This window comes from Lactobacillus sp. HMSC08B12 (genome assembly GCF_001808415.1).
Taxonomy (GTDB): domain Bacteria; phylum Bacillota; class Bacilli; order Lactobacillales; family Lactobacillaceae; genus Lactobacillus; species Lactobacillus delbrueckii.
On record NZ_KV793136.1, the window covers coordinates 17,658 to 36,054 of the forward strand.

An 18,397-nucleotide genomic window follows, 5' to 3' on the forward strand; every position below is an offset into this window, starting at 1 on the left:
ATTCTATCATTCAGAAGAGGAGTTAGCCAATTCTTAATGTACATGTCCAAAATAAAACGTTTTTTTCAAAAATTCGGCCTTAAGCAGCTTTATGCCTGCCTGGCCTTCGCCCTGCCGGCCTTGATTTTCGCCGGTTACTTCCTCAGCAAGAAGGGCAATATTCTGACCGTCGACCTGGGCCAGCAGTACGTTGACTTTCTGGCCTACTACCAGCAAAATCTCTTTAAGGACCCAAGCAAGTTGATTTACAGTTTTGCCAGCGGCCTGGGCGGCTCCATGCTGGGGACGGACAGCTACTACCTGCTCAGTCCCTTTAACCTGCTCTTGCTCTTTTTCCCGCAGAAGTTCCTGCCCCAGGGGATCCTTTTGGTCATCTCCTGCAAGATCGGAGCTATCGGCCTGTCCGCCTACCTGGTCTGGGGAAAGAAGTACCAGCTGGCTAAGGAATACGTTCTGGCCGCCAGCTTGGCCTTTGCCCTCTGCGGCTTTGTGGTTGCCAACAATTTGAACTTGATGTGGCTGGACAGCCTGGTCCTTTTACCCTGGCTGCAGGAAGCTATTGACCGCCTTTTATCCGGGGAGAAAAATCACCTGGTCCTAATTACCTTCCTGCTCTGGCTGACCAACTTCTATACCGGCTACATGACCCTGCTCTTTGGCCTGCTCTATCTGCTAGTGGGCCTGGCCACGAACAGGGAGCCAAAGAAGCGTTTTTGGGCCTACTTCAAGGGCAGCTTCTTTGGCAGCTGCCTGGCCGGGGTCAGCCTCTGGCCGACTTTTCTGGAACTTTTAGCCGGGAAAACTGATGCCGACATCAGCTGGAAGCTGAACTTCCAGTTTCCGCCCTACCAGCTAATCGCTAAATTTATCGACGGGGCCTACAGCTTCCATGAAATGTCGGACGGCCTGCCCAACATCTTCATCAGCTCCTGCTTTGCCCTCTTGGCCCTGCTCTTTATCTTTAATTCCCAGTTCAGTAAGCGGGAAAAACTGGCCCGGGGTCTGCTTTTGGCCTTCCTGGTCTTGTCTTTGTCCTTTACCCCCCTGGTTTTGATCTGGCACTTGGGCCAGTTCCCGGTCTGGTACCCGGCCCGGTTCAGCTTCCTGGTCTCCTTCTATGCCTTGAACCTGGCCCTAGAAAACATGGACAGGGAACCCGGCTTCAATCTCCAGCAGAAGATCCTGGCCGCCCTTTTGGGGGCCAGCGTCTCCATTTACCTGGCCATCAACCCGGACAAGCTGGAATTTATCCGGCAAGACGGACAAGTCGCGACCGGCCTCTTCCTTTTGGCCAGCCTGCTCTTCATTCTCTTTATTTACGGCCAGCACTATTTAGCCGGCCACTACGCCCTGCTTTTGGTCGTTTCGGAAGTCACGGTCAACTTGATTTTTTCCTTAAACGCGATTTCCTACCAGGAAAACAAGAACTATGCCAAGTTTGAAGCCAACGTCAACCAGGCGACCAGCTACCTGGCCAAGACCGACTCCAGCCTCTACCGGACGGAGAAGAGCTTCAGCCGGTCAGACGATGACCCCTTCACTGGCAACTATTACGGAATCACGACCTTTAACTCCATCAGCAACTCCAGCACTTCCAACCTGCTCAGCCGCTTAGGCTACGTCCACAACAGCAACTCTTACACCAACCAGGGCGGGACGCTTTTGACTGACGCCTTCCTGGGAGTCAAGTACTACCTGGAGCCGAATTATTCTTATGACGGCGTTTCAGCCGCCCAGCGGATGCCTTATGACAACTTGAACCACCGGGCTGATTTGAACAGCTATTATCCAATAAAGCAGTTCAAGCAGATCAGCATTTTAAAAAACAAGCAGGCCCTGCCTTTGATTTTTGCCAGCCAGAGCGGGCAGAAAAAGGTCAAGTTCCTGGATAATGACCCGGTTCACAACCAGCAAAAGCTCTGGGAAAGCCTGGGCTTGTCCGGCCAGCTTTTCAAGAAGGTCAAAAGCGAGATCAAGCTGACCAACTTGAAAGTGAACCAGTCCAATCCCCTGGTCTTTAAAAAAGCCAACTCTGCCAAGCCGGCTTCCGTCACCTTCAGCTTGACGCCAAAGAGCAATGGCTCCTATTACCTGCAGCTCCCGGACGGCTTTGACTTCAAGACCGCCAGCTTAAGCGTCAACGAGATCTTCTACAACTACGAGAGCCGGGACGGGCAGATCCGCCTGGTCAACATCGCCAGCCAAAATAAAAAGTCCAAGATCAAGGTCACTTTTAACTTGACCAATTCGACCCTGGACTTAACTGGCCTTATCTTCTGGCACTTTAACAATTCCGCCTTCAAGGCCGGGATCAAGCAGCTGAAAGCGCCGGAACTTAAGTTAAAGCAGACTGGCTTGCAAATTTCCAGCCAGACTTTTAAGAGCCAAAAGAAGCTCTGGATAACGACTATTCCGTATTCCAAGAACTGGCTGGTCTATGACAACGGCAAACGGGTCAAGACCAGCAAATACGCTGCCAGCCTCCTGGCCTTCAACTTAAAGGGGGGCAAGCACCAGCTGACCCTGGTCTATTTGCCGGTCAGCCTGATTGCCGGCAGCTTGATCAGCTTGGTAACTTTGGCTGTCTACCTGCTTTTGAAAAAGAAACAGAGAATTTAAACAGTAAAATAGAGCGCAAAAAAAGGTGCTGTCCGGGTAGACAGCGCCTTTTTAGTCGGTCGTCTTAACGTCGTTGATTACGACATCGTAGCTGACGTTGGCTGAGTCAACGTTGATCTTGACCGTTTCACCCTTCTTGTGGCCAAGCAGGGCCTTGCCGATCGGAGATTCGTTGGAAACCTTGCCGTGGAATGGGTCAGACTGGCTGCTCCCCACGATTTCGTAAGTTTCCGGTTCGTCTTCGCCGACTTCAGTAACCGTAACGGTCTTGCCGATACTTACTTCGTCGGGGTCAACGGCAGCAGTGTCGACAATGACAGCATACTTCAATTGTTCGCTGACAGCATCGATTCTTTCTTCCAGCCGCATTTGCTCATCTTTAGCTGCGTCGTATTCTGAGTTTTCAGACAAGTCCCCGTATGAACGGGCAATCTTCAAACGTTCAACGATTTGCGGCCGCTTGACAAACTTCAGGGTCTGCAGTTCTTCTTCCAGCTGCTTCTTGCCTTCGGCAGTCATTTCATAGGTTTTTTCAGGCATTTTGATTCTCCTTTATTTAACGCATTATGCAATGTTAAATATTAGAGTTTAATTCCTGGAAAGTCAACCATTAACGAATGTTTGCCTCTAATTTTTCTTCCAAAGCGGCTTGCACATTGTCAGTTGCCTTAGTGACAACCGCGTCAGTCAAGGTTTCTGCCTCATTCAAGAAGGTCAGGCGATAAGCCAGGCTCTTCTTGCCGGCAGCCAGGTGGGCCCCTTGGTAGACGTCGATGACTTCAACGCTAACCAGGTACTTGCCGGCGTTTTCCTTGATGCAGCTTTCAACTTGGGCATTAGTGACATCTTCGTCAACCAAAATTGACAGGTCCCGCTGCACGGCTGGGTACTTCGGAGCCGGCTTGGACTTGACCCCCTTAGCCATCAACGGCAGCAGGGCATCCAGGTTCAGTTCGTAAACGTAGATTTCCTTGCCGGCGAAGTTCTTGTCAGTCATGGTCAAAACTGGGGAAATTTGGCCGATCAGACCAATATATTCATCATTTACGTAGATGCTAGCCGTTCTGGTCGGGTGCATCCCCTTGATTGCTTCAGCCCGGTATTCCACGTCCTTGACCCCGATCATTTCAAATACGTCTTCCAGTTGCCCCTTGACGTAGTAGAAGTCAACGACTTCGTCCTTGTGCTGCCAGTTGCTTTCACCAGCTAAGCCGACATAAGCGGCTGCCAGGTGTTCATGTTCGTGGTAGTCTCCGCCTTCCATGTCGTAGACGCGGCCGTTTTCAAAGAGCTGGAGTTCAGTTTGCTTGCGGGCGAAGTTGTAAGCAACCGTGTCGAGCAGGCCGCAAATCAAGTTTTGCCGCATGGTGGTTCTGGCTGAGTTCAGCGGCCAGTTGACCTTGACTGGAGCCAGGGCCTTTTTGACAAAAGTCGTAGCCAGTTCTTCAGAAGTCAGGGAGTAGTTGATCGTTTCACTGAGCCCCTGCCCTTCCAGCAATTGGCGCAGGTGACGGACCTTGACTTCATCAGCCGCATAGCCGCCAATAAGTTCACCGGTCGCCGGGTGGGTGGACTTGATGTTGTCGTAGCCGTAGATCCGGCCGACTTCTTCAAAGATGTCGGAGTCAATGAAGATGTCCCAGCGGCGGTTTGGCACAGTTACCGTGTATTCGTCGCCATTTACTGCAACCGGGAAGTTCAGCTTGCCCAGGATCTTGACGATTTCGTCCATGGACAGGTCAGTGCCCAGGATCTTGTTGGTCCGGGAAGCAGTGGTCGTAATAACAACTGCTTCCTTGTCCAGGTCGCTGGCCTTGATTTCACCAGCTAAGACAGTGGCGCCGGCATTTGCCCGCAAGATCAAGGCGCAGATGTCCAGGGCCTTTTGGGTGTTGTCCCAGTTGATCCCCTTTTCAAACAAAGCAGAAGCGTCAGTCCGGTTGTCGTGGCGCAGAGCTGCCTTTCTGGTCAAGGCCGGGTCAAAGACAGCAGCTTCCAGGATCACATCAGTAGTTTCTTCAGTTACTTCGCTGTTCAAGCCGCCCATCACGCCAGCTAAGCCGACTGCCTGCTCACCATCAGTGATCACGATGTCTTGCGGGTCCAGGTCGATTTCTTTTTCATTCAAGAGCTGCAGCTTTTCGCCTTCCTTGGCCAGGCGGACCTCGATCTTCTTGGTCTTGTCAAAAAGCTTGGCGTCGTAGGCGTGCATTGGCTGGCCAGTCAAGAGCATGACATAGTTGGTCGCGTCAACCACATTGTTGATTGGGCGGATGCCGGCATTCCACAGGCGGGCCTGCAGCCAAAGGGGACTTTCAGCTATCTTGACCCCAGTCAGCTTTCTCAAGTAGTACTTCGGCGCGATCTTTTCATCAGCAACGGCAGTAAAGTCACCAGTCCAGTCTGCCCCGTCTTCTTTAAGGACAACGTCTTCGATCTTTGGCTTCTGGTCAATCAAGGCACCAACTTCATAAGCTGCCCCTTCCATTGAGGAAGTGTCGGCCCGGTTTGGGGTAATGTCGAAGTCCAAAACGTAGTCGTCCATGCCCAAGGCTGCAAAGACAGAGTCACCAGGCTTAAGGTCCGGATCATGGAAGACCCAGATGCCGTCGGCGTACTTCGGCGGAACAACTGAGTCGCTGAAGCCGAGTTCTTGCAGGCCGCAGATCATCCCATTGGATTCAATCCCGCGCAGCTTGCCCTTCTTGATCTTGATCCCGCCTGGCAAATGGGACCCGGGCAGGGCCACGATCACGTCCTGGCCAGCAGCCACGTTAGGTGCCCCGCAGACGATCTGGCGGGCTTCATCTTCACCAACGTCGACCGTAGTCTTGTTGAGGTGGGTCCCTTCGATCTTTTCGCAGGTCAAAATATGGCCCACGACCAGCTTGCTCAAGCCGTCTTCCGGGTGAACCGTTGAGGCGATTTCAACCCCGGACCGAGTCAGTTTTTCAGCCAAGGCGTAAGGGTCTACGCCGTCCATGTTCAAGAAATCTTTCAACCAATTGTAAGAAACTAACATTAATCTTCCTCCTGACGGAATTGTTGCAAGAAGCGCACGTCGTCACTGTAAAAGTCGCGGATGTCGTCAATACCATACTTCAAGATAGCGAAGCGGTCCAGGCCCAGGCCAAAGGCAAAGCCGGAGTAGACGCTTGGGTCAATGCCGGCGGCAGACAAAACATTCGGGTGAACGATCCCGGCACCCAGAACTTCGATCCAGCCGGTGTTCTTGCAGATCGCGCAGCCCTTGCCGCCGCATTCAAAGCAGGAAACGTCCATTTCAACTGATGGTTCAGTAAATGGGAAGTAGCTTGGCCGCAGGCGGGTTTCCCGGTCCTGGCCGAATTCGTGCTTAGCCACCAGTTCCAAGGTCCCCTTAAGGTCACTCAAGGAGATGTTCTTACCAACAACCAGCCCTTCCATCTGCATGAACTGGTGGGAGTGGGTGGCGTCGTCATCGTCTCTTCTGTAAACCTTGCCTGGGGAGATCATCTTGAGGTCCCCTTTATCGAAGTCATGCTTTTCCATGGTCCGGGCTTGAACTGGTGAAGTCTGGCTCCGCAGCAGGTGGTCAGCGTCAACGTAGAAAGTAGCCTGCATGTCCCGGGCCGGGTGGTCCTTAGGCAGGTTCAGCATTTCGAAGTTGTAGTGTTCGCTTTCGATTTCCGGGCCTTGGACAACTTGGTAGCCCATGCCGATGAAGAAGCGTTCCAGGTCGTCTTGAATGATTCTGATCGGGTGCTTGGAGCCGACATGCTTTCTGCGCCCTGGCAGGGTCACGTCAATCTTTTCAGCTTCCAGGCGGGCCTCAATGGCCTTTTCGATCAAGTTATCCTTGGCAGAAGCCAAGTTTTCATTAAAGAGGTCGCGGAGTTCGTTGACCTTCTGGCCGACTTCCCGCCGCTTTTCCGGAGCAACGTCCTTCATCTGGTGCAGAATTTGCGTCAGTTTCCCCTTCTTGCCGACCAGCTTGACCCGGACGTCATTCAGGCTCTTTTCGCTTTCTGCTTCCTTGATTTCAGCAAGCCCCTGCTCCCGCAGGTCCTTCAATCGATCAAATAAATCCATTTGCTTATTCCTTTCAACAAAAAAACTCCGCCCCCCAAAAGGGACGAAGCTTCGCGGTACCACCCTAGTTTAGGCCCAAAAAGGCCTACGCTCTATACCGATAACGGTGGCAGCCGGAATTGATTAGATCCTACTCGCAAGATGAAATTCGCAAGCCGCTCTTTGGTTTCCTTTCAGTTGCCAAGAAACCTCCCTGTCAAAGACCGGACTTGCTACTAGTCTTGTTCTTAGTAATTAATTAAAATCATAGGCTAAAACTTGCTTAAATGCAAGTCGTTCTTTACGCCCACTTGTCAGCCCAGATATGAACCTGGTTGAAGACCGGCTTTAATTCGGCCCCTTTTGGCGTCAAAGTGTAAAGGACGATCTTCTTTTCCGCATCCTTGGACCGCTTGACGATCCCGTCAACTTCCAGCTCCCGCAGGCGTTCGACCAGAACCCGGTCAGAGCAGGCACCGACCGCGTGGGCCAGGTCCCGGAAGCGCATGGCCTTGGTGTCGCACAAGGAGCTGATGATCAAGCCGTTCCACTTCTTGCCGATGATCTCAAAGGCCTTGACGAAGCGGGCACACATTTCGTAGTTTTCAGCGTTTTTACAGCATGGCACGTCCTGTTCAGCTAATTCTGTCATAGAGAAATCCTCCTCAAATTAGTTTCCATGTTAATTATTTAAGCACACTTTACTTACGAAAAACAAGCAAAAAGCCTTTTCCTAGCTGAAGTGGTAGATCATGATCCCGGCAGCAACAGCGGCGTTCAAGGATTCAGCCCGGCCCTTGATCGGGATGTAGAGCTTCTCGTCAGCCAGAGCCGCGATTTCCGGGCTTACCCCGTGCGCCTCATTGCCGATGATCAAAGCAACCTGGGCTACTGGGGCAAAGTCACCCAATTGTTTAGCGGCTGGATCCAAAAGGCTGGCGTAAACTGGAATGTCCGCGGCCTTCAAGCTGGCAATGGCGTCTGGCAGGTCAGCCTTGATCAAGTTCAAGTGGAACTGGCTCCCCTGCATGGACCGCTGGACCTTTGGGTTGTAGAGGTCAACCGTCTTGTTTGACAGGATCACCCCGTCAAAGCCAGCCGCGTCAGCCGTCCGGATGATGGTGCCGACATTGCCCGGGTCAGCCAGGTCATCTAAGAGGACCCACTTGCCGTAGCTGAAGGCAAAATGCTCAGACTGGTTGATCTTGACGGTCATAAAGATATCCTGGGAATTCTTGGTGCTGCTGAGGTGACTGGCCACGCTTTGGCTGATCTTGATCAGCTTGCTCTCATCATAAGCCAGGCCCAGTTGCGCCAAGCGGCTTAGGGCTGCTTCAGTAGCCAGGATTTCCCGGTACTTGACGCTTGCTTTTACGGCTTCTTCAACCAAGTGGAAGCCTTCGATCAAGTAATAGCCGCTTTCTTCACGGTATTTCTTCTGCTGCAGCTTGCCGATGGCCTTAATTTGCGGATTGTTGACAGATGTTCTTTCTTGCATGATAAAATACTCCTTAGAAATACTATTTTAATGATTTTTTGCAAAAAATAAAGAAGGTAGTCAAAATGCAAACATGGGAACTATTAGCGCATGGAGTCGTCCAAGGCGTGGGCTTTCGCTGGAGCGTGCAGATGCTGGCCCAGAAGATGAAGCTGCCAGGCAGCGTGAGAAACAACCCTGACGGGACGGTCACCATTGTCATTCAAGGGACGCCAACTGATCTGGTCAAGTTTAAAGCTGAGTTGCCAAACGCGGCGCCATATGCCCAAATTTCACGTTTGGACACAAAAGTTCTGCCTGAAATGGAACAAATGCATTCTTTTCATGTATTATATTAGACAGATCCTAAGAATTTGGAGAGAAACTATTCAATGAAAAAAATCAAAAAACGTTTATTACCTGTCAGCCTGCTGGCGCTCTTGCCGCTTTTCCTTACGGCCTGCGCCAGCCAGACCAGCAAAAACGGCAGCTTAAAGGCCCCGACCAGTGGTCCTTACTACTGGATCTATGAATGGATCGGCCTGCCTTTGCAGCATATCACCGTCAACATCGCCCACGCCATCGGCGGAGCCAGCGGGGCCGGCTGGGCCATCGTCATCATCACTTTGGGCGTCAGAGTGATCTTGATGCCGCTCATGCTGAGCCAGCAGCACAAGGCTACCCTGCAGCAAGAAAAGATGCACCTTCTGCAGCCGCAAATGCAGCTTTTGCAAAAGGCCATGAAGACACCAGGGATGACTCCTGACCAGCAGATGGCCTTGACCGGTCTGCAAAGAGAGATCTATTCCAAGAACAATGTCTCCATGACTGGCGGGATGGGCTGCCTGCCCCTCTTGATCCAAATGCCAATCATGATCGGGATCTACCAGGCCGTGGCTTACTCAAACGCCCTGGCCAAGTCCACCTTCTTCGGCATTTCCCTGTCCAGCAAGTCCATGGTCCTGGCCATCATCGCTACTGTTTTTGCCTTGATTCAAAGCTACGTGGCCATGATCGGCATCCCTGAAGAGCAAAAGAAGACCATGCAGGCCACCATGCTGATGAACCCAATCATGACCTTCTTCTTCTCCATGTCCTTCTCCGGCGCCCTGGCCCTTTACTGGGCAGTCGGTAACCTGGTCATGGTCATCCAGCAGCTGATCACCACCTTCATCGTGCAGCCGCGGGCCAAGAAGCGGGTTTCCAAGGAACTGGCAGACAGCCCGATCGTGGAAGTCGTTACCCAAGCCAAGCTTGACCAGATCTTAAAGCCAGCCCCTGAACAAAAGCCAACCAGACAGCCGAAGTCCGGCGACCTGCGCAAGCGCAACCAGGGCAAGCAGAAGCGGCAGTAATTCACCAAGCTAAAAAGAAACTAAACATAATAAGATAAACAAGAAAAAAGTAAAAGCCGCTGAAAAGCGGCTTTTACTTTGCTCTAAATTCTGTTAAATTGTCGGATCTTGCTTTGGACTCTCAGTTCCAGCTTGCTTTTGCTCTTCCCGGCTTTCCAATTCTTTGACTTCTTCATCAGTCAAGACCGGGAAGGTGATTCTGAACTGGCTCCCCTGCCCTAAGACTGATTCAACGTCAATGGTCCCGTGGTAGGATTCCACCAGCTTCTGGGCAATTGACAGGCCCAGGCCGTTGCCGCCCTTTTCCCGGGTTCTGGCCTTGTCGACCCGGTAGAAGCGGTTGAAGATCTTCTTCTTGTCCTCATCGGAAATCCCTTCCCCGTAGTCTTGGACCACGATCTGCATTTCCTGGCCGGACTGGCCGGCAGCCACGGCAATTTCCTTGCGGTCGGTTGAGTACTTGATCCCGTTGTCGATCAAGATAATCAAAATCTGTTCCAGGTGGCCCTGGAAGATCTGAATCTTAGTATCCGGATCCAGGTCCTCAACTTCCAGAGAGATCTTGAAGTCCGGGTGAACCATGCCCATGTCCCCGACTACCCGGGTCAAGACTTCCATCGGTTCAGCGATGGCATTCGGGTAGTGGACACTGATCTGTTCAGCCCGGGTCAGGTCCAGCATTTCCTGGATCAAGTGCTTCATCCGCTCAGCCTCTGAAATCGAGGCGTCAATGGATTCTTCCAGGACCTGCGGGTCATCCTTGCCCCAGCGCTTAAGCATGCTCAGATGGCCTTCAATGACCGCTACAGGCGTCCTCAATTCGTGGGAGACATCAGAGACGAACTGCTTCTGCTGCTCGATATACTTCTGCATCCGATCCAGCATCATGTTGAAAGACAGGGCCAACTCTTCCAGTTCGTCGTTTCTGTGCAGCTCGGGAATTCTGGCCGTACTGTTCGGGTCGGCGTTGACTTCCCTGGCCACCTTGGACATCTTATTGATTGGTCTGACGACGCTGCGGACAACCAGGTAGGAAATTACAATCGCCAGGCCGATCCCTAGGATTGAGAGCCAGAGCATGGCCTTCAATGTCCGGGAAATCAAGCGGTTGTAGCCGGTCATCTGGTTCTTGACGACAATGTAGCCAGTCAATTTATGGCTCTTCCGGTTTCTGACCTTCCGGTAGACATAAAGAGAACTTCGCCCATCCTTGCCTTCCTTGACCACACTCTTGCTCTCACTGGTGAACTTGACCAGTTTAGGGGCGCTGTCGCCGTTGTGGAAGACGATCTCATTGCGGAGATTATAGATCGCCACGGTCATGTCAGGGTTGGTCACGGTGCTTAAGACCGAGTCGCCAAAAACGCTGCTGTTGCTGTTGTTATTATCTGACAGAGCCGGCCCGCCCGTTAAAATCCGTCTGGTGTTCGGTGATAGTTGCTGGACCACGTTGGTGATCTCCAGTTCATCATCGATGTCAATTAAACGCTTGCGGAGGACGTTGACAACTTCGTTAGACGTATCCTTTTGCTGGCTCAGGGCTTCCTGCTTGACCGTATTGTAGACGACAGCTGAGAAAACAAGAAAGGAGACCATGATCGTCATCGCGACGATGCTGACCCATCTCACGATCAGTGAAACGTGTCTGGTCCCCTTCTTGCCGCTGGCGGCGTTTTGCTTAAGCATTGTCGTCCTCGTCTCTGACCATGTAGCCGGTTCCGCGCACCGTCTTGATGTAAGATGGCTGGCCAGGGATGTCGATCTTGTTGCGGAGGTAACGGACGTAAACTTCGACAACGTTAGTTTCGATGTTTGATTCCGGTCCCCAGATCTTGTTCAAGAGCTGGTCTCGGCCAACAACATTGTTCTTGTTTTCGATCAAGGTCATGAGCAGGTTGTATTCCCGCTTGGTCAAGTCAACGGTCTTGCCATCGCCCCGGTGGACGATCCGGTTGGCGGTTTCGATGGTCAAGTCCTTGAACTTGACAACCTTTTGCCGCGGCAGTTTGTCCTTTGAGGCGTCCTTTTCGATCTTGACCCGGCGCAAGACAGCGCGCAAGCGGGCCAGGAGCTCTTCAATAGCAAATGGCTTGACGATGTAGTCGTCAGCCCCGTGGTCCAGGCCTGATACCCGGTCAATCACGGAGTCACGGGCCGTCATCATGATAATTGGCGTGGTCTTGCTCTGCCGTACCCGGCGGGCAATTTCCAAACCGTTCAAGTCTGGCAGCATCAAATCCAGCAAGATCGCGTCGAAGTCTTCGCTCAAAGCGCGGTCCAAAGCCTTGCGGCCGTTGTTTTCCACTACGGTCTCATAACCTTCGTGCTGGAGTTCGAGTTCGACGAAACGAGCCAGGTTCTTTTCGTCTTCAACAATTAAAATTTTCGGCATGTTTTTATCCCCTCATATCCTATCGATTTAATTTGGGTCTGCTGAATCCAAGTATAATCTTAAAGTATATTTTAATAATTCTAGGATAGCCCAAAATTAGCTTTTTAACAAGTCCCAAAGAAAAGCAAGTCCCCCGCCAGATTAATTTTCTCTGGAAAAAGACTTGTTTTTAAGGAAGATCATTTCTCTTCGTCTTCGGCTTTATCTTTGTCTTCTTCAGCCTGCATCTTGTCCAAAAGACCCTGCAGCTGGGCAAAGGCCGGGTTGACCTGGTCCTTCTTCTGGCCGGCGAAGTCTTGTTCAGACATGACTTCCCAGCCCTGCCCTTCTGGGTACAGGTCTTCTTCAGCTTCTTCCTTGGTCAAAACCGTGCTTGGAATATTCAAGAGCATGTTGTCTTCCACGGCCGTCTGCACGTCAATGCGGTCATCGTCCAGCGGAATGATCATCAAGCCCAGTTCCTTTTCTTCCTGGGTCGGTTCATGGTCGGAATAATTTTCCACGAAGCTGAATTTCTGCTTCAAAGGCACTGCTTCCAGGCTGCGGGAGGACGGAACCAAGAGGTCGGCTTCCACTTGGAAATTGCCAGTCACGAAGGGTTCGTCATAAAAGAGCTGCCCTTCCACGTGGGCGCTTTTTACCTCATAGACCAGGTCCTTGGCCCGCTGGTAAAAGCCATCAGCAAAAGTCAAATCAGCTGAGATCTGGGTCAATGGCTCCCGGCTGTTCTTGATTTGGAAAATTGAAAGTTCTAGCATTAATTTACCTCGAGTGGCCGCCGGCCAAAGTTCTGGTCAGCGCCAACAATCTGTTCAAATAAGCGGTCAACCCTGACCTGCAGGCCCAGGGTCCCTTCTTGGGCATTCTTGCGGTCCACTTTGGAAACGATATCGATCTCAAAGTCTTTCCGCTGCTGCTTCAAATATTTCCGTCCCCGCTTGCTGTAAGCCAGAAGCATGGTGGAAACATGGTCATAGCTGTTTAAGACATCGGCTTCAGTCACGTTCAAAAGAGTATAAAGACTCAGTCTTCTTAACCTTGAATAGGTGTAGCGCTTGGACTTGACCCGGCGGAGGAAGTCAGCGAAATTTTCAGCCAGGTGGATTTCTGCCTTGAACTTGTATTCCAGGCCCTCGCTCATCTGGTAGATCTGCTGCAATTCCTTGATTGAGGCTGATTCCAGCCGGTATTTCAGAAACGGGAAGAGCAGTTCCCAGTTGGGCAGGACCTTTCCCTGGTCAAAAGCGACAATTTCCCCTTTTGGCAGCCATTGCTCCAGTTCTGAGCGCTCGGTCCCGTTTAAAAGGAGGTTGCGGATAGCGCTAGCACTTTGGACAGCTGCTTCTCTTTGCAGGATGTCATCATGGCCGGCCCCAACCCGGTTGACCGGGCTGAGCTTTAAAGGCGAGCCCAGATTGGCATTAGCCACGGCATAAGCCAGGCCCAAAATCGCGTTGGGCTCACTGACTTCATGGCCGACTTCCCGGGCCACCATCTGGTTGTACTGGGTGGAATAAGTCTGGCTGTAGTCGGCGAATTCCTGCCTTTGCCGGGGGATCTTGGAGATCCGGTCGCCGAAATATTCAAAATTCAAGTTGGCGTCTTCGACCCCAAAGACCAGGTTCTTGGCCCCCAGCCGGGTTAAGAGGTCGACCCCGCCGGTGGCGAACATGTCGGCAGCTTGGACAGCATAGGAAAAAGGCAGCTCAAAGACCAGGTCAGCCCCAGCCTCAATGGCGCTGCGGGCCCTGGACCACTTGTCCAGGATGGCCATTTCCCCTCTTTGCACGTAATTGCCGGACATGACCGCGATAATGGGGTCATCACCGGCGATCAAGCGGGCCTGGTTCATCAGGAATTCATGGCCGCTGTGGAAAGGGTTATATTCAGCTACAATCCCGACAACGCTCATTGCCTAGTCTTCCTCGATTTCCACGCGCTTGCCGTCAGCCCAGAGCTTTTCCAGGTTGTAGAAGGCCCGGGCATCTTCTGAGAAGATGTTGACAACGACGTCGCCCAGGTCAACCAGGAGCCATTCTGAGTCATGATTGCCTTCAACCCGGTAGTCGTAGAAATTAGCTTCGTGACAGGCTTCGATGATGCTGTTGGCAATGGCGTGCAGCTGGCGGCTGGAAGTGGCGCTGGTGGCCACGAAGTAGTCAGCCAGGATGCTGATGCCGCGCATGTCGTAGGCTTCGGTGTCTTCCCCGTGCCGTTCGCTGATTGCGTTTAAAACTAAGTCAAGTAATTCTTCGCTCTTCAAATTTTTCTCCTAATGTTTAGTTACTCTTAATTTATCTGTTATTACTCAGCTGCCCAGACATTGTAAGCAGCCAGAGTTCTTGGGTAGATCTTGCTTCTCTTTTGGACTAAAAAGGCCAGAGTGTGAGCCAGTTCATAGCCAACCCCGGAAGCTAAATCCGCGTAGCTGGTCTTTCTGGCCTCTTCAACTCCGGCAAAAGTCCGGCCCGGCTCAATATAGTCAGCCACGAAGACGATCTGGTCCAGGGTGGTCATTTCCACGTCCCCGGTGGTGTGCCGGTAGACAGCGGTTAAAATTTCCGGGTCGGTGATGCCGAGGTCGCGCTTGATGAACCAGCTGCCCACGATCCCGTGCCAGATAGCCCTGTTCCAGTTCAAAAGATCCGGATCAAAGCCTTCTTCCTTGATGACCTTGATGTATTCTTCAACTGGAATCTGCTTGGCATAGTCGTGGACAAAACCAGCCAAAGCCGCCTTGTCTTCGTCATAGCCGTTCAATTTGGCCAGGGTCCGGGCCGTTTCACTGACGCGGACGCAGTGGGCAAAGCGTTTTTCATCCATCATGCTCTTCTCCTTGGCCACCAATTCACTGCTGGACAAGGGGGAATATGTTTCCTTAAAAACTGGATCAGTCACGGTAAAGCCCCTTTTCTTCAATATATTCGCGGACCTTGTCCGGGACCAGGTAACGGATTGAGGTTCCGGTTGAGACAGCCCGGCGGATAGCAGTTGAGCTGAGGCGGATGTCCGGAGCATCAACCCAGATCATGGAATATTGCGGATCTTGCGGGTAGCCCGGCCGGCGGATACCGACCAAGGTAGCTAACTTGGCCAGTTCCTCAGCATTCTTCCACTTGTGGAAGCTGTTGACCTGGTCGCTGCCCATGATCAAGTAGTAGGTGTTTTCCGGCGCCTTCTTGGTTAAATAGCGCATGGTATCAATCGTGTAAGAAACGCCGCCTCTGAAGAGTTCCAGCAGCTTAACCCTGAAACGGGGATTGTCCCGGGTAGCCAAATCCAGCATGGTGGCCCGGTCGCGGGCAGACACGTTTAAGGGAGCGTCCTTATGCGGGGGAATATTGTCCAGAATGAACCAGACTTCATCCAGGTGCAGCTTGGTCATGGCCTGTTCAGCGGCGACCAAATGGGCCATGTGCACCGGGTTAAAGGTGCCGCCCATGATGCCGATCTGCTTGCCTTTCCGCTGGCTCTCAGCCGTCTGCACTTTTACTTGCGTTTCTTTACTGAAATCTACCAATGAATCCATGTTACAACCTCTAAATCAAAGCTCTTCTGGTTCCCAAGCCGATTCCGCCCGGCGTGTAGGCCTTGATCACGCAGCCTTCCGGCACAGTGATGAAGCCTACCCCGGCAAACAATACATCGCTGCGGTACTTGATGGAGTACTCCTGCCCTTTAAGCGGCGGCAGGTCGCTGTTTGGCCCTGGCGGAGACAGCAATTCGCCCACATGCTTTTGGTAAAATTCGTCAGCCTTCTCCGTCTTAGTCCGGTGGATGTACATGCCCCGGGCAGCATAGATAGTAAAGCTGGTTGACGGCCCCTTCAGGTAGTCAATTCTCCCCAGGCCGGCCAAGAAGATGGTATTGCCTGGCAAAAGCTGATAAGTGGCCGGCTTAAGCGGCTTCTTTGGAGAAGCCAGGTCCAGGTCCTTCGGGTCCAGCCGGCTGGCCAGCTGCTTGTCGGTCAAGATCCCTGGGGTGTCGACCAAGAAGTGGCCGTTGTCCAGGGGAATTTCGATCTGGTCCAAAGTGGTCCCAGGGAAGCGGGAAGTGGTGATCAAGTCCTGGACGTCTCCCATTTCATCGATAATGGCGTTGATCAAGGTCGACTTGCCGACATTGGTCGTGCCGACGAAGTAGACGTCCCGGTCCTGGCTGTGCTTGTTCAAGTAGTCGATCAAAGTGTCCAGGTTCTTCTTCTTGGCCGCGGAGATCAAGAAGATGTCCTTTGGGTAGAGGCCCATCCGGTTGGCTTCCTGCCGCATCCAGTCCTTGATCTTGCTTTCCTTGGAGTTCTTCGGGAAGAGGTCCAGCTTGTTGCCGACCAGGATAAAGTCATTTGTGCCGACAAAGCGCTTCAAAGAAGAAATCAGCGAGTTGGAGAAGTCAAACAGGTCCACCACGTTGACGATCAAGGCCTTCTTTTCCGCCATGGTGTTCAGAAGTGCTAAAAAGTCATCATTGTCCAGGGAGACCGGCATGATCTCGTTGTAGTGGCGCAAGCGGAAGCAGCGCTGGCAGTAGACTTCTTCTCTTTCACCATTTTCCACCTTGGCCAGGGCACTAGCCGGCAGGTAGCCTGGCAGCTGCTTGTCCTGGCTCTGCAGAGCCGCGCCGCAGCCGATGCAGCGAATTTCTTCACTCATGTCTGAGTTTTCCTCCTTAAATTTCATCTTCCTTAATTATATCTGAAAGCCGGCATTTAACAAAGAAAAAGCGCACCTAGCCAAGCTAGATGCGTTTCTTCCAAAGAATTAAGCCAAAGCCTTCTTAGCAGTTTCTGCTAAAGCGGCAAAAGTCTTTTCGTCGTTGTAGGCAATGTCAGCCAACATCTTACGGTTCATGTCAACACCAGCCAGCTTCAAGCCGTGCATCATCTTTGAGTATGACAAGCCGTTTTGACGAGCAGCTGCGTTGATCCGGGCGATCCACAGTCTTCTGAATTCGCTCTTGCGCTTCTTACGGTCGCGGAATGCGTACTTGTATGAAACGAACAATTGAGTGCTTGCGGCCTTAAATTGAACGTGCTTTGAGCCACGGTAACCCTTGGCAAGCTTCAAAACCTTCTTACGACGTGCGCGTGTAACGGTACCACCTTTAACTCTTGGCATCTGAAAATCCTCCTAATATCGTTAGTGTATTAAAAAATAGTAAATTAACGCATTTGGGAAAGCATTTGCTTGATGCGCTTCAAGTCGCTGCGTGAAACCATAGCGGCTTTTCTCAAATGACGACGTTGCTTCTTGGTCTTACCGTGGAAGCGGTGACCAGTGAAGGCGTGGTGGCGCTTCAAACCGCCGTTACCAGTTCTCTTAAAACGCTTAGCTGAAGCGCGGTGGGTTTTCATCTTTGGCATGGTAAAATTCCTCCAATTAACTATTGTTTGTTCTTGTCTTTATCGCTCTTGGGACTGAGCATTAAAAACATTTGACGGCCTTCCATCTTTGGCCGGCTGGTTACAACAGCAATATCCGAAGTTTCTTCGGCCATCTTTTCCAGCACTTGTTGTCCTAATTCCTTGTGCGTGATTGCCCGGCCTCTGAAACGAATCGAAACACGAACTTTGGCGCCTTCTTTTTCTAAGAACTTGCGTGCATGCTTCAACTTGGTTTCGAAGTCATTGCCTTCAATCGCCGGACTCAAACGGATTTCCTTAACGCTGACCTGCTTGGAATTCTTGCGTGATTCCTTCAGCTTCTTCTGCTGTTCGAACCGGTACTTACCATAATCAAGAATCTTTGCTACAGGCGGCTTGGCGTTTGGTGAAATCAAAGTCAGATCAAGGCCAGCATCGCTCGCTTGGCGCAGAGCTTCATTTCTTGACACGACCCCAACTTGTTCACCTTCAGCGTTGATCAGCCGAACTTCACGAGCGCGGATGCTTTCGTTAAGGATCATGTTGTTTTGTTTCTGTGGTATAACTGTTCACCTCCATGTTAATTTCGAGGACAAGAAAAAAGCGGGTATATAGCACCCGCCTTTAAAATCAACAGAAAATATCGATTTGCCCAGAGGTTAAATAACTTAGGCGAGAAGCGGGGGCTTCTTCTTGTTCTCAACTTCTACTATTGTACTAGGTCTAAGATTGTCCGTCAAGGGCTAATTTCACTTTCAGCCCAATTGCTTAAAGCTTAATTTTGCCAATCGCAACAGGAACGTATTCGCAAGAACTTTCACAACAATCTGCTTCATATTTCCGAATCATAAAACTTACTAAATCTTGATAATCACATCAGTATTGGTAAGTTTTTCTGATATTCCTTTCTAGTTAAATCTATGAGTAGATTCAACTTGGCAAAAGAAATCAGATTTTTAACCTTTTGAAGTTAAGGTCAGTGAGTACGGTTGGCTGTCAAATAACGCCAAATGGCATTATCCAATAGCTTTTTATCTGCCCCACTGGAAACTTTTAGCCTGGCAGTCGGAAAGGCATCTTGCCTACTAAAAAGCCGGCAAGCATATCGTGATGCATTCTCGAAGCAGTCAAGCCGCGATTTTAAT

At 51.4% G+C, this 18,397-nt stretch carries 19 protein-coding genes and 2 other annotated features; of the genes, 3 read left to right on the forward strand and 16 right to left on the reverse strand.

What is annotated here, in order from left to right:
- Positions 1-36: 36 nt before the first annotated feature.
- Entirely contained in the window at positions 37-2,619 is a 2,583-nt protein-coding gene (locus tag HMPREF3168_RS04110) for a YfhO family protein (protein WP_070488590.1), read from the forward strand.
- A 51-nt stretch (positions 2,620-2,670) separates the two neighbouring features.
- Here HMPREF3168_RS04110 and greA read toward each other — a convergent pair whose 3' ends face one another.
- From greA to HMPREF3168_RS04135, 5 genes are all read right to left on the reverse strand, one after another.
- Positions 2,671-3,159 (reverse strand): transcription elongation factor GreA, encoded by a 489-nt coding sequence (gene greA, locus HMPREF3168_RS04115; RefSeq protein WP_050952637.1) that lies wholly within the window; start codon positions 3,157-3,159, stop codon positions 2,671-2,673.
- Between the two features lie 70 nt (positions 3,160-3,229).
- Complete coding sequence (pheT, locus tag HMPREF3168_RS04120) at positions 3,230-5,641, reverse strand: phenylalanine--tRNA ligase subunit beta (protein ID WP_070488592.1); 2,412 nt, start codon at positions 5,639-5,641, stop codon at positions 3,230-3,232.
- The gene (gene pheS, locus HMPREF3168_RS04125) at positions 5,641-6,690 is read right to left on the reverse strand and encodes a phenylalanine--tRNA ligase subunit alpha (RefSeq protein ID WP_070488594.1); all 1,050 of its coding nucleotides are present in this window, start codon (positions 6,688-6,690) and stop codon (positions 5,641-5,643) included. Before pheS ends, pheT begins: the two co-directional genes overlap by 1 nt.
- Positions 6,691-6,726: 36 nt before the next feature.
- Positions 6,727-6,928: a binding site (T-box leader), on the reverse strand.
- Positions 6,929-6,970: 42 nt separating this feature from the next.
- A complete protein-coding gene (locus HMPREF3168_RS04130; protein WP_002879253.1) occupies positions 6,971-7,321 on the reverse strand; it encodes a winged helix-turn-helix transcriptional regulator in 351 nt (116 codons plus the stop codon).
- An 81-nt stretch (positions 7,322-7,402) separates the two neighbouring features.
- Positions 7,403-8,167, reverse strand: a complete 765-nt coding sequence (locus HMPREF3168_RS04135; protein ID WP_070488596.1) for a TrmH family RNA methyltransferase — start codon at positions 8,165-8,167, stop codon at positions 7,403-7,405.
- A 65-nt stretch (positions 8,168-8,232) separates the two neighbouring features.
- Between HMPREF3168_RS04135 and HMPREF3168_RS04140 the strand changes: the two genes are divergently transcribed.
- Positions 8,233-8,505 (forward strand): acylphosphatase, encoded by a 273-nt coding sequence (locus tag HMPREF3168_RS04140; protein WP_002879250.1) that lies wholly within the window; start codon positions 8,233-8,235, stop codon positions 8,503-8,505.
- A gap of 33 nt (positions 8,506-8,538) precedes the next feature.
- Positions 8,539-9,501 carry a membrane protein insertase YidC gene (yidC, locus tag HMPREF3168_RS04145; RefSeq protein WP_070488598.1) on the forward strand — a complete coding sequence of 321 codons (963 nt, stop codon included), beginning with the start codon at positions 8,539-8,541 and terminating at the stop codon, positions 9,499-9,501.
- A 93-nt stretch (positions 9,502-9,594) separates the two neighbouring features.
- Here yidC and HMPREF3168_RS04150 read toward each other — a convergent pair whose 3' ends face one another.
- The 11 genes from HMPREF3168_RS04150 to infC all read right to left on the reverse strand — a co-directional run bounded on the left by HMPREF3168_RS04150 (position 9,595) and on the right by infC (position 17,794).
- Positions 9,595-11,187, reverse strand: coding sequence for a HAMP domain-containing sensor histidine kinase (locus tag HMPREF3168_RS04150; protein ID WP_070488600.1), 1,593 nt, complete (start codon positions 11,185-11,187; stop codon positions 9,595-9,597).
- On the reverse strand, positions 11,180-11,893 hold the full coding sequence (locus HMPREF3168_RS04155; RefSeq protein ID WP_050952641.1) for a response regulator transcription factor: 714 nt from the start codon (positions 11,891-11,893) through the stop codon (positions 11,180-11,182). The genes HMPREF3168_RS04150 and HMPREF3168_RS04155 overlap by 8 nt, the downstream gene beginning before the upstream one ends.
- Positions 11,894-12,072: 179 nt before the next feature.
- Positions 12,073-12,651 (reverse strand): DUF177 domain-containing protein, encoded by a 579-nt coding sequence (locus HMPREF3168_RS04160; RefSeq protein ID WP_003614912.1) that lies wholly within the window; start codon positions 12,649-12,651, stop codon positions 12,073-12,075.
- Positions 12,651-13,805, reverse strand: a complete 1,155-nt coding sequence (locus tag HMPREF3168_RS04165) for a nucleotidyltransferase (RefSeq protein WP_070488602.1) — start codon at positions 13,803-13,805, stop codon at positions 12,651-12,653. The genes HMPREF3168_RS04160 and HMPREF3168_RS04165 overlap by 1 nt, the downstream gene beginning before the upstream one ends.
- A gap of 3 nt (positions 13,806-13,808) precedes the next feature.
- Positions 13,809-14,156, reverse strand: coding sequence for a ribosome silencing factor (gene rsfS, locus HMPREF3168_RS04170; RefSeq protein ID WP_002879243.1), 348 nt, complete (start codon positions 14,154-14,156; stop codon positions 13,809-13,811).
- A 41-nt stretch (positions 14,157-14,197) separates the two neighbouring features.
- Complete coding sequence (yqeK, locus tag HMPREF3168_RS04175) at positions 14,198-14,791, reverse strand: bis(5'-nucleosyl)-tetraphosphatase (symmetrical) YqeK (RefSeq protein WP_002879240.1); 594 nt, start codon at positions 14,789-14,791, stop codon at positions 14,198-14,200.
- On the reverse strand, positions 14,784-15,422 hold the full coding sequence (locus HMPREF3168_RS04180; RefSeq protein ID WP_003614909.1) for a nicotinate-nucleotide adenylyltransferase: 639 nt from the start codon (positions 15,420-15,422) through the stop codon (positions 14,784-14,786). Before HMPREF3168_RS04180 ends, yqeK begins: the two co-directional genes overlap by 8 nt.
- 10 nt (positions 15,423-15,432) lie before the next feature.
- Positions 15,433-16,542, reverse strand: a complete 1,110-nt coding sequence (gene yqeH, locus HMPREF3168_RS04185) for a ribosome biogenesis GTPase YqeH (RefSeq protein ID WP_070488605.1) — start codon at positions 16,540-16,542, stop codon at positions 15,433-15,435.
- A 108-nt stretch (positions 16,543-16,650) separates the two neighbouring features.
- Entirely contained in the window at positions 16,651-17,007 is a 357-nt protein-coding gene (rplT, locus tag HMPREF3168_RS04190; protein WP_002879237.1) for a 50S ribosomal protein L20, read from the reverse strand.
- A 44-nt stretch (positions 17,008-17,051) separates the two neighbouring features.
- Positions 17,052-17,252 carry a 50S ribosomal protein L35 gene (gene rpmI / locus HMPREF3168_RS04195; RefSeq protein ID WP_002879235.1) on the reverse strand — a complete coding sequence of 67 codons (201 nt, stop codon included), beginning with the start codon at positions 17,250-17,252 and terminating at the stop codon, positions 17,052-17,054.
- Positions 17,253-17,272: 20 nt separating this feature from the next.
- The gene (gene infC / locus HMPREF3168_RS04200) at positions 17,273-17,794 is read right to left on the reverse strand and encodes a translation initiation factor IF-3 (RefSeq protein WP_003614899.1); all 522 of its coding nucleotides are present in this window, start codon (positions 17,792-17,794) and stop codon (positions 17,273-17,275) included.
- A 47-nt stretch (positions 17,795-17,841) separates the two neighbouring features.
- Positions 17,842-17,953, reverse strand: a sequence feature (ribosomal protein L20 leader region).
- Positions 17,954-18,397: the final 444 nt, after the last annotated feature.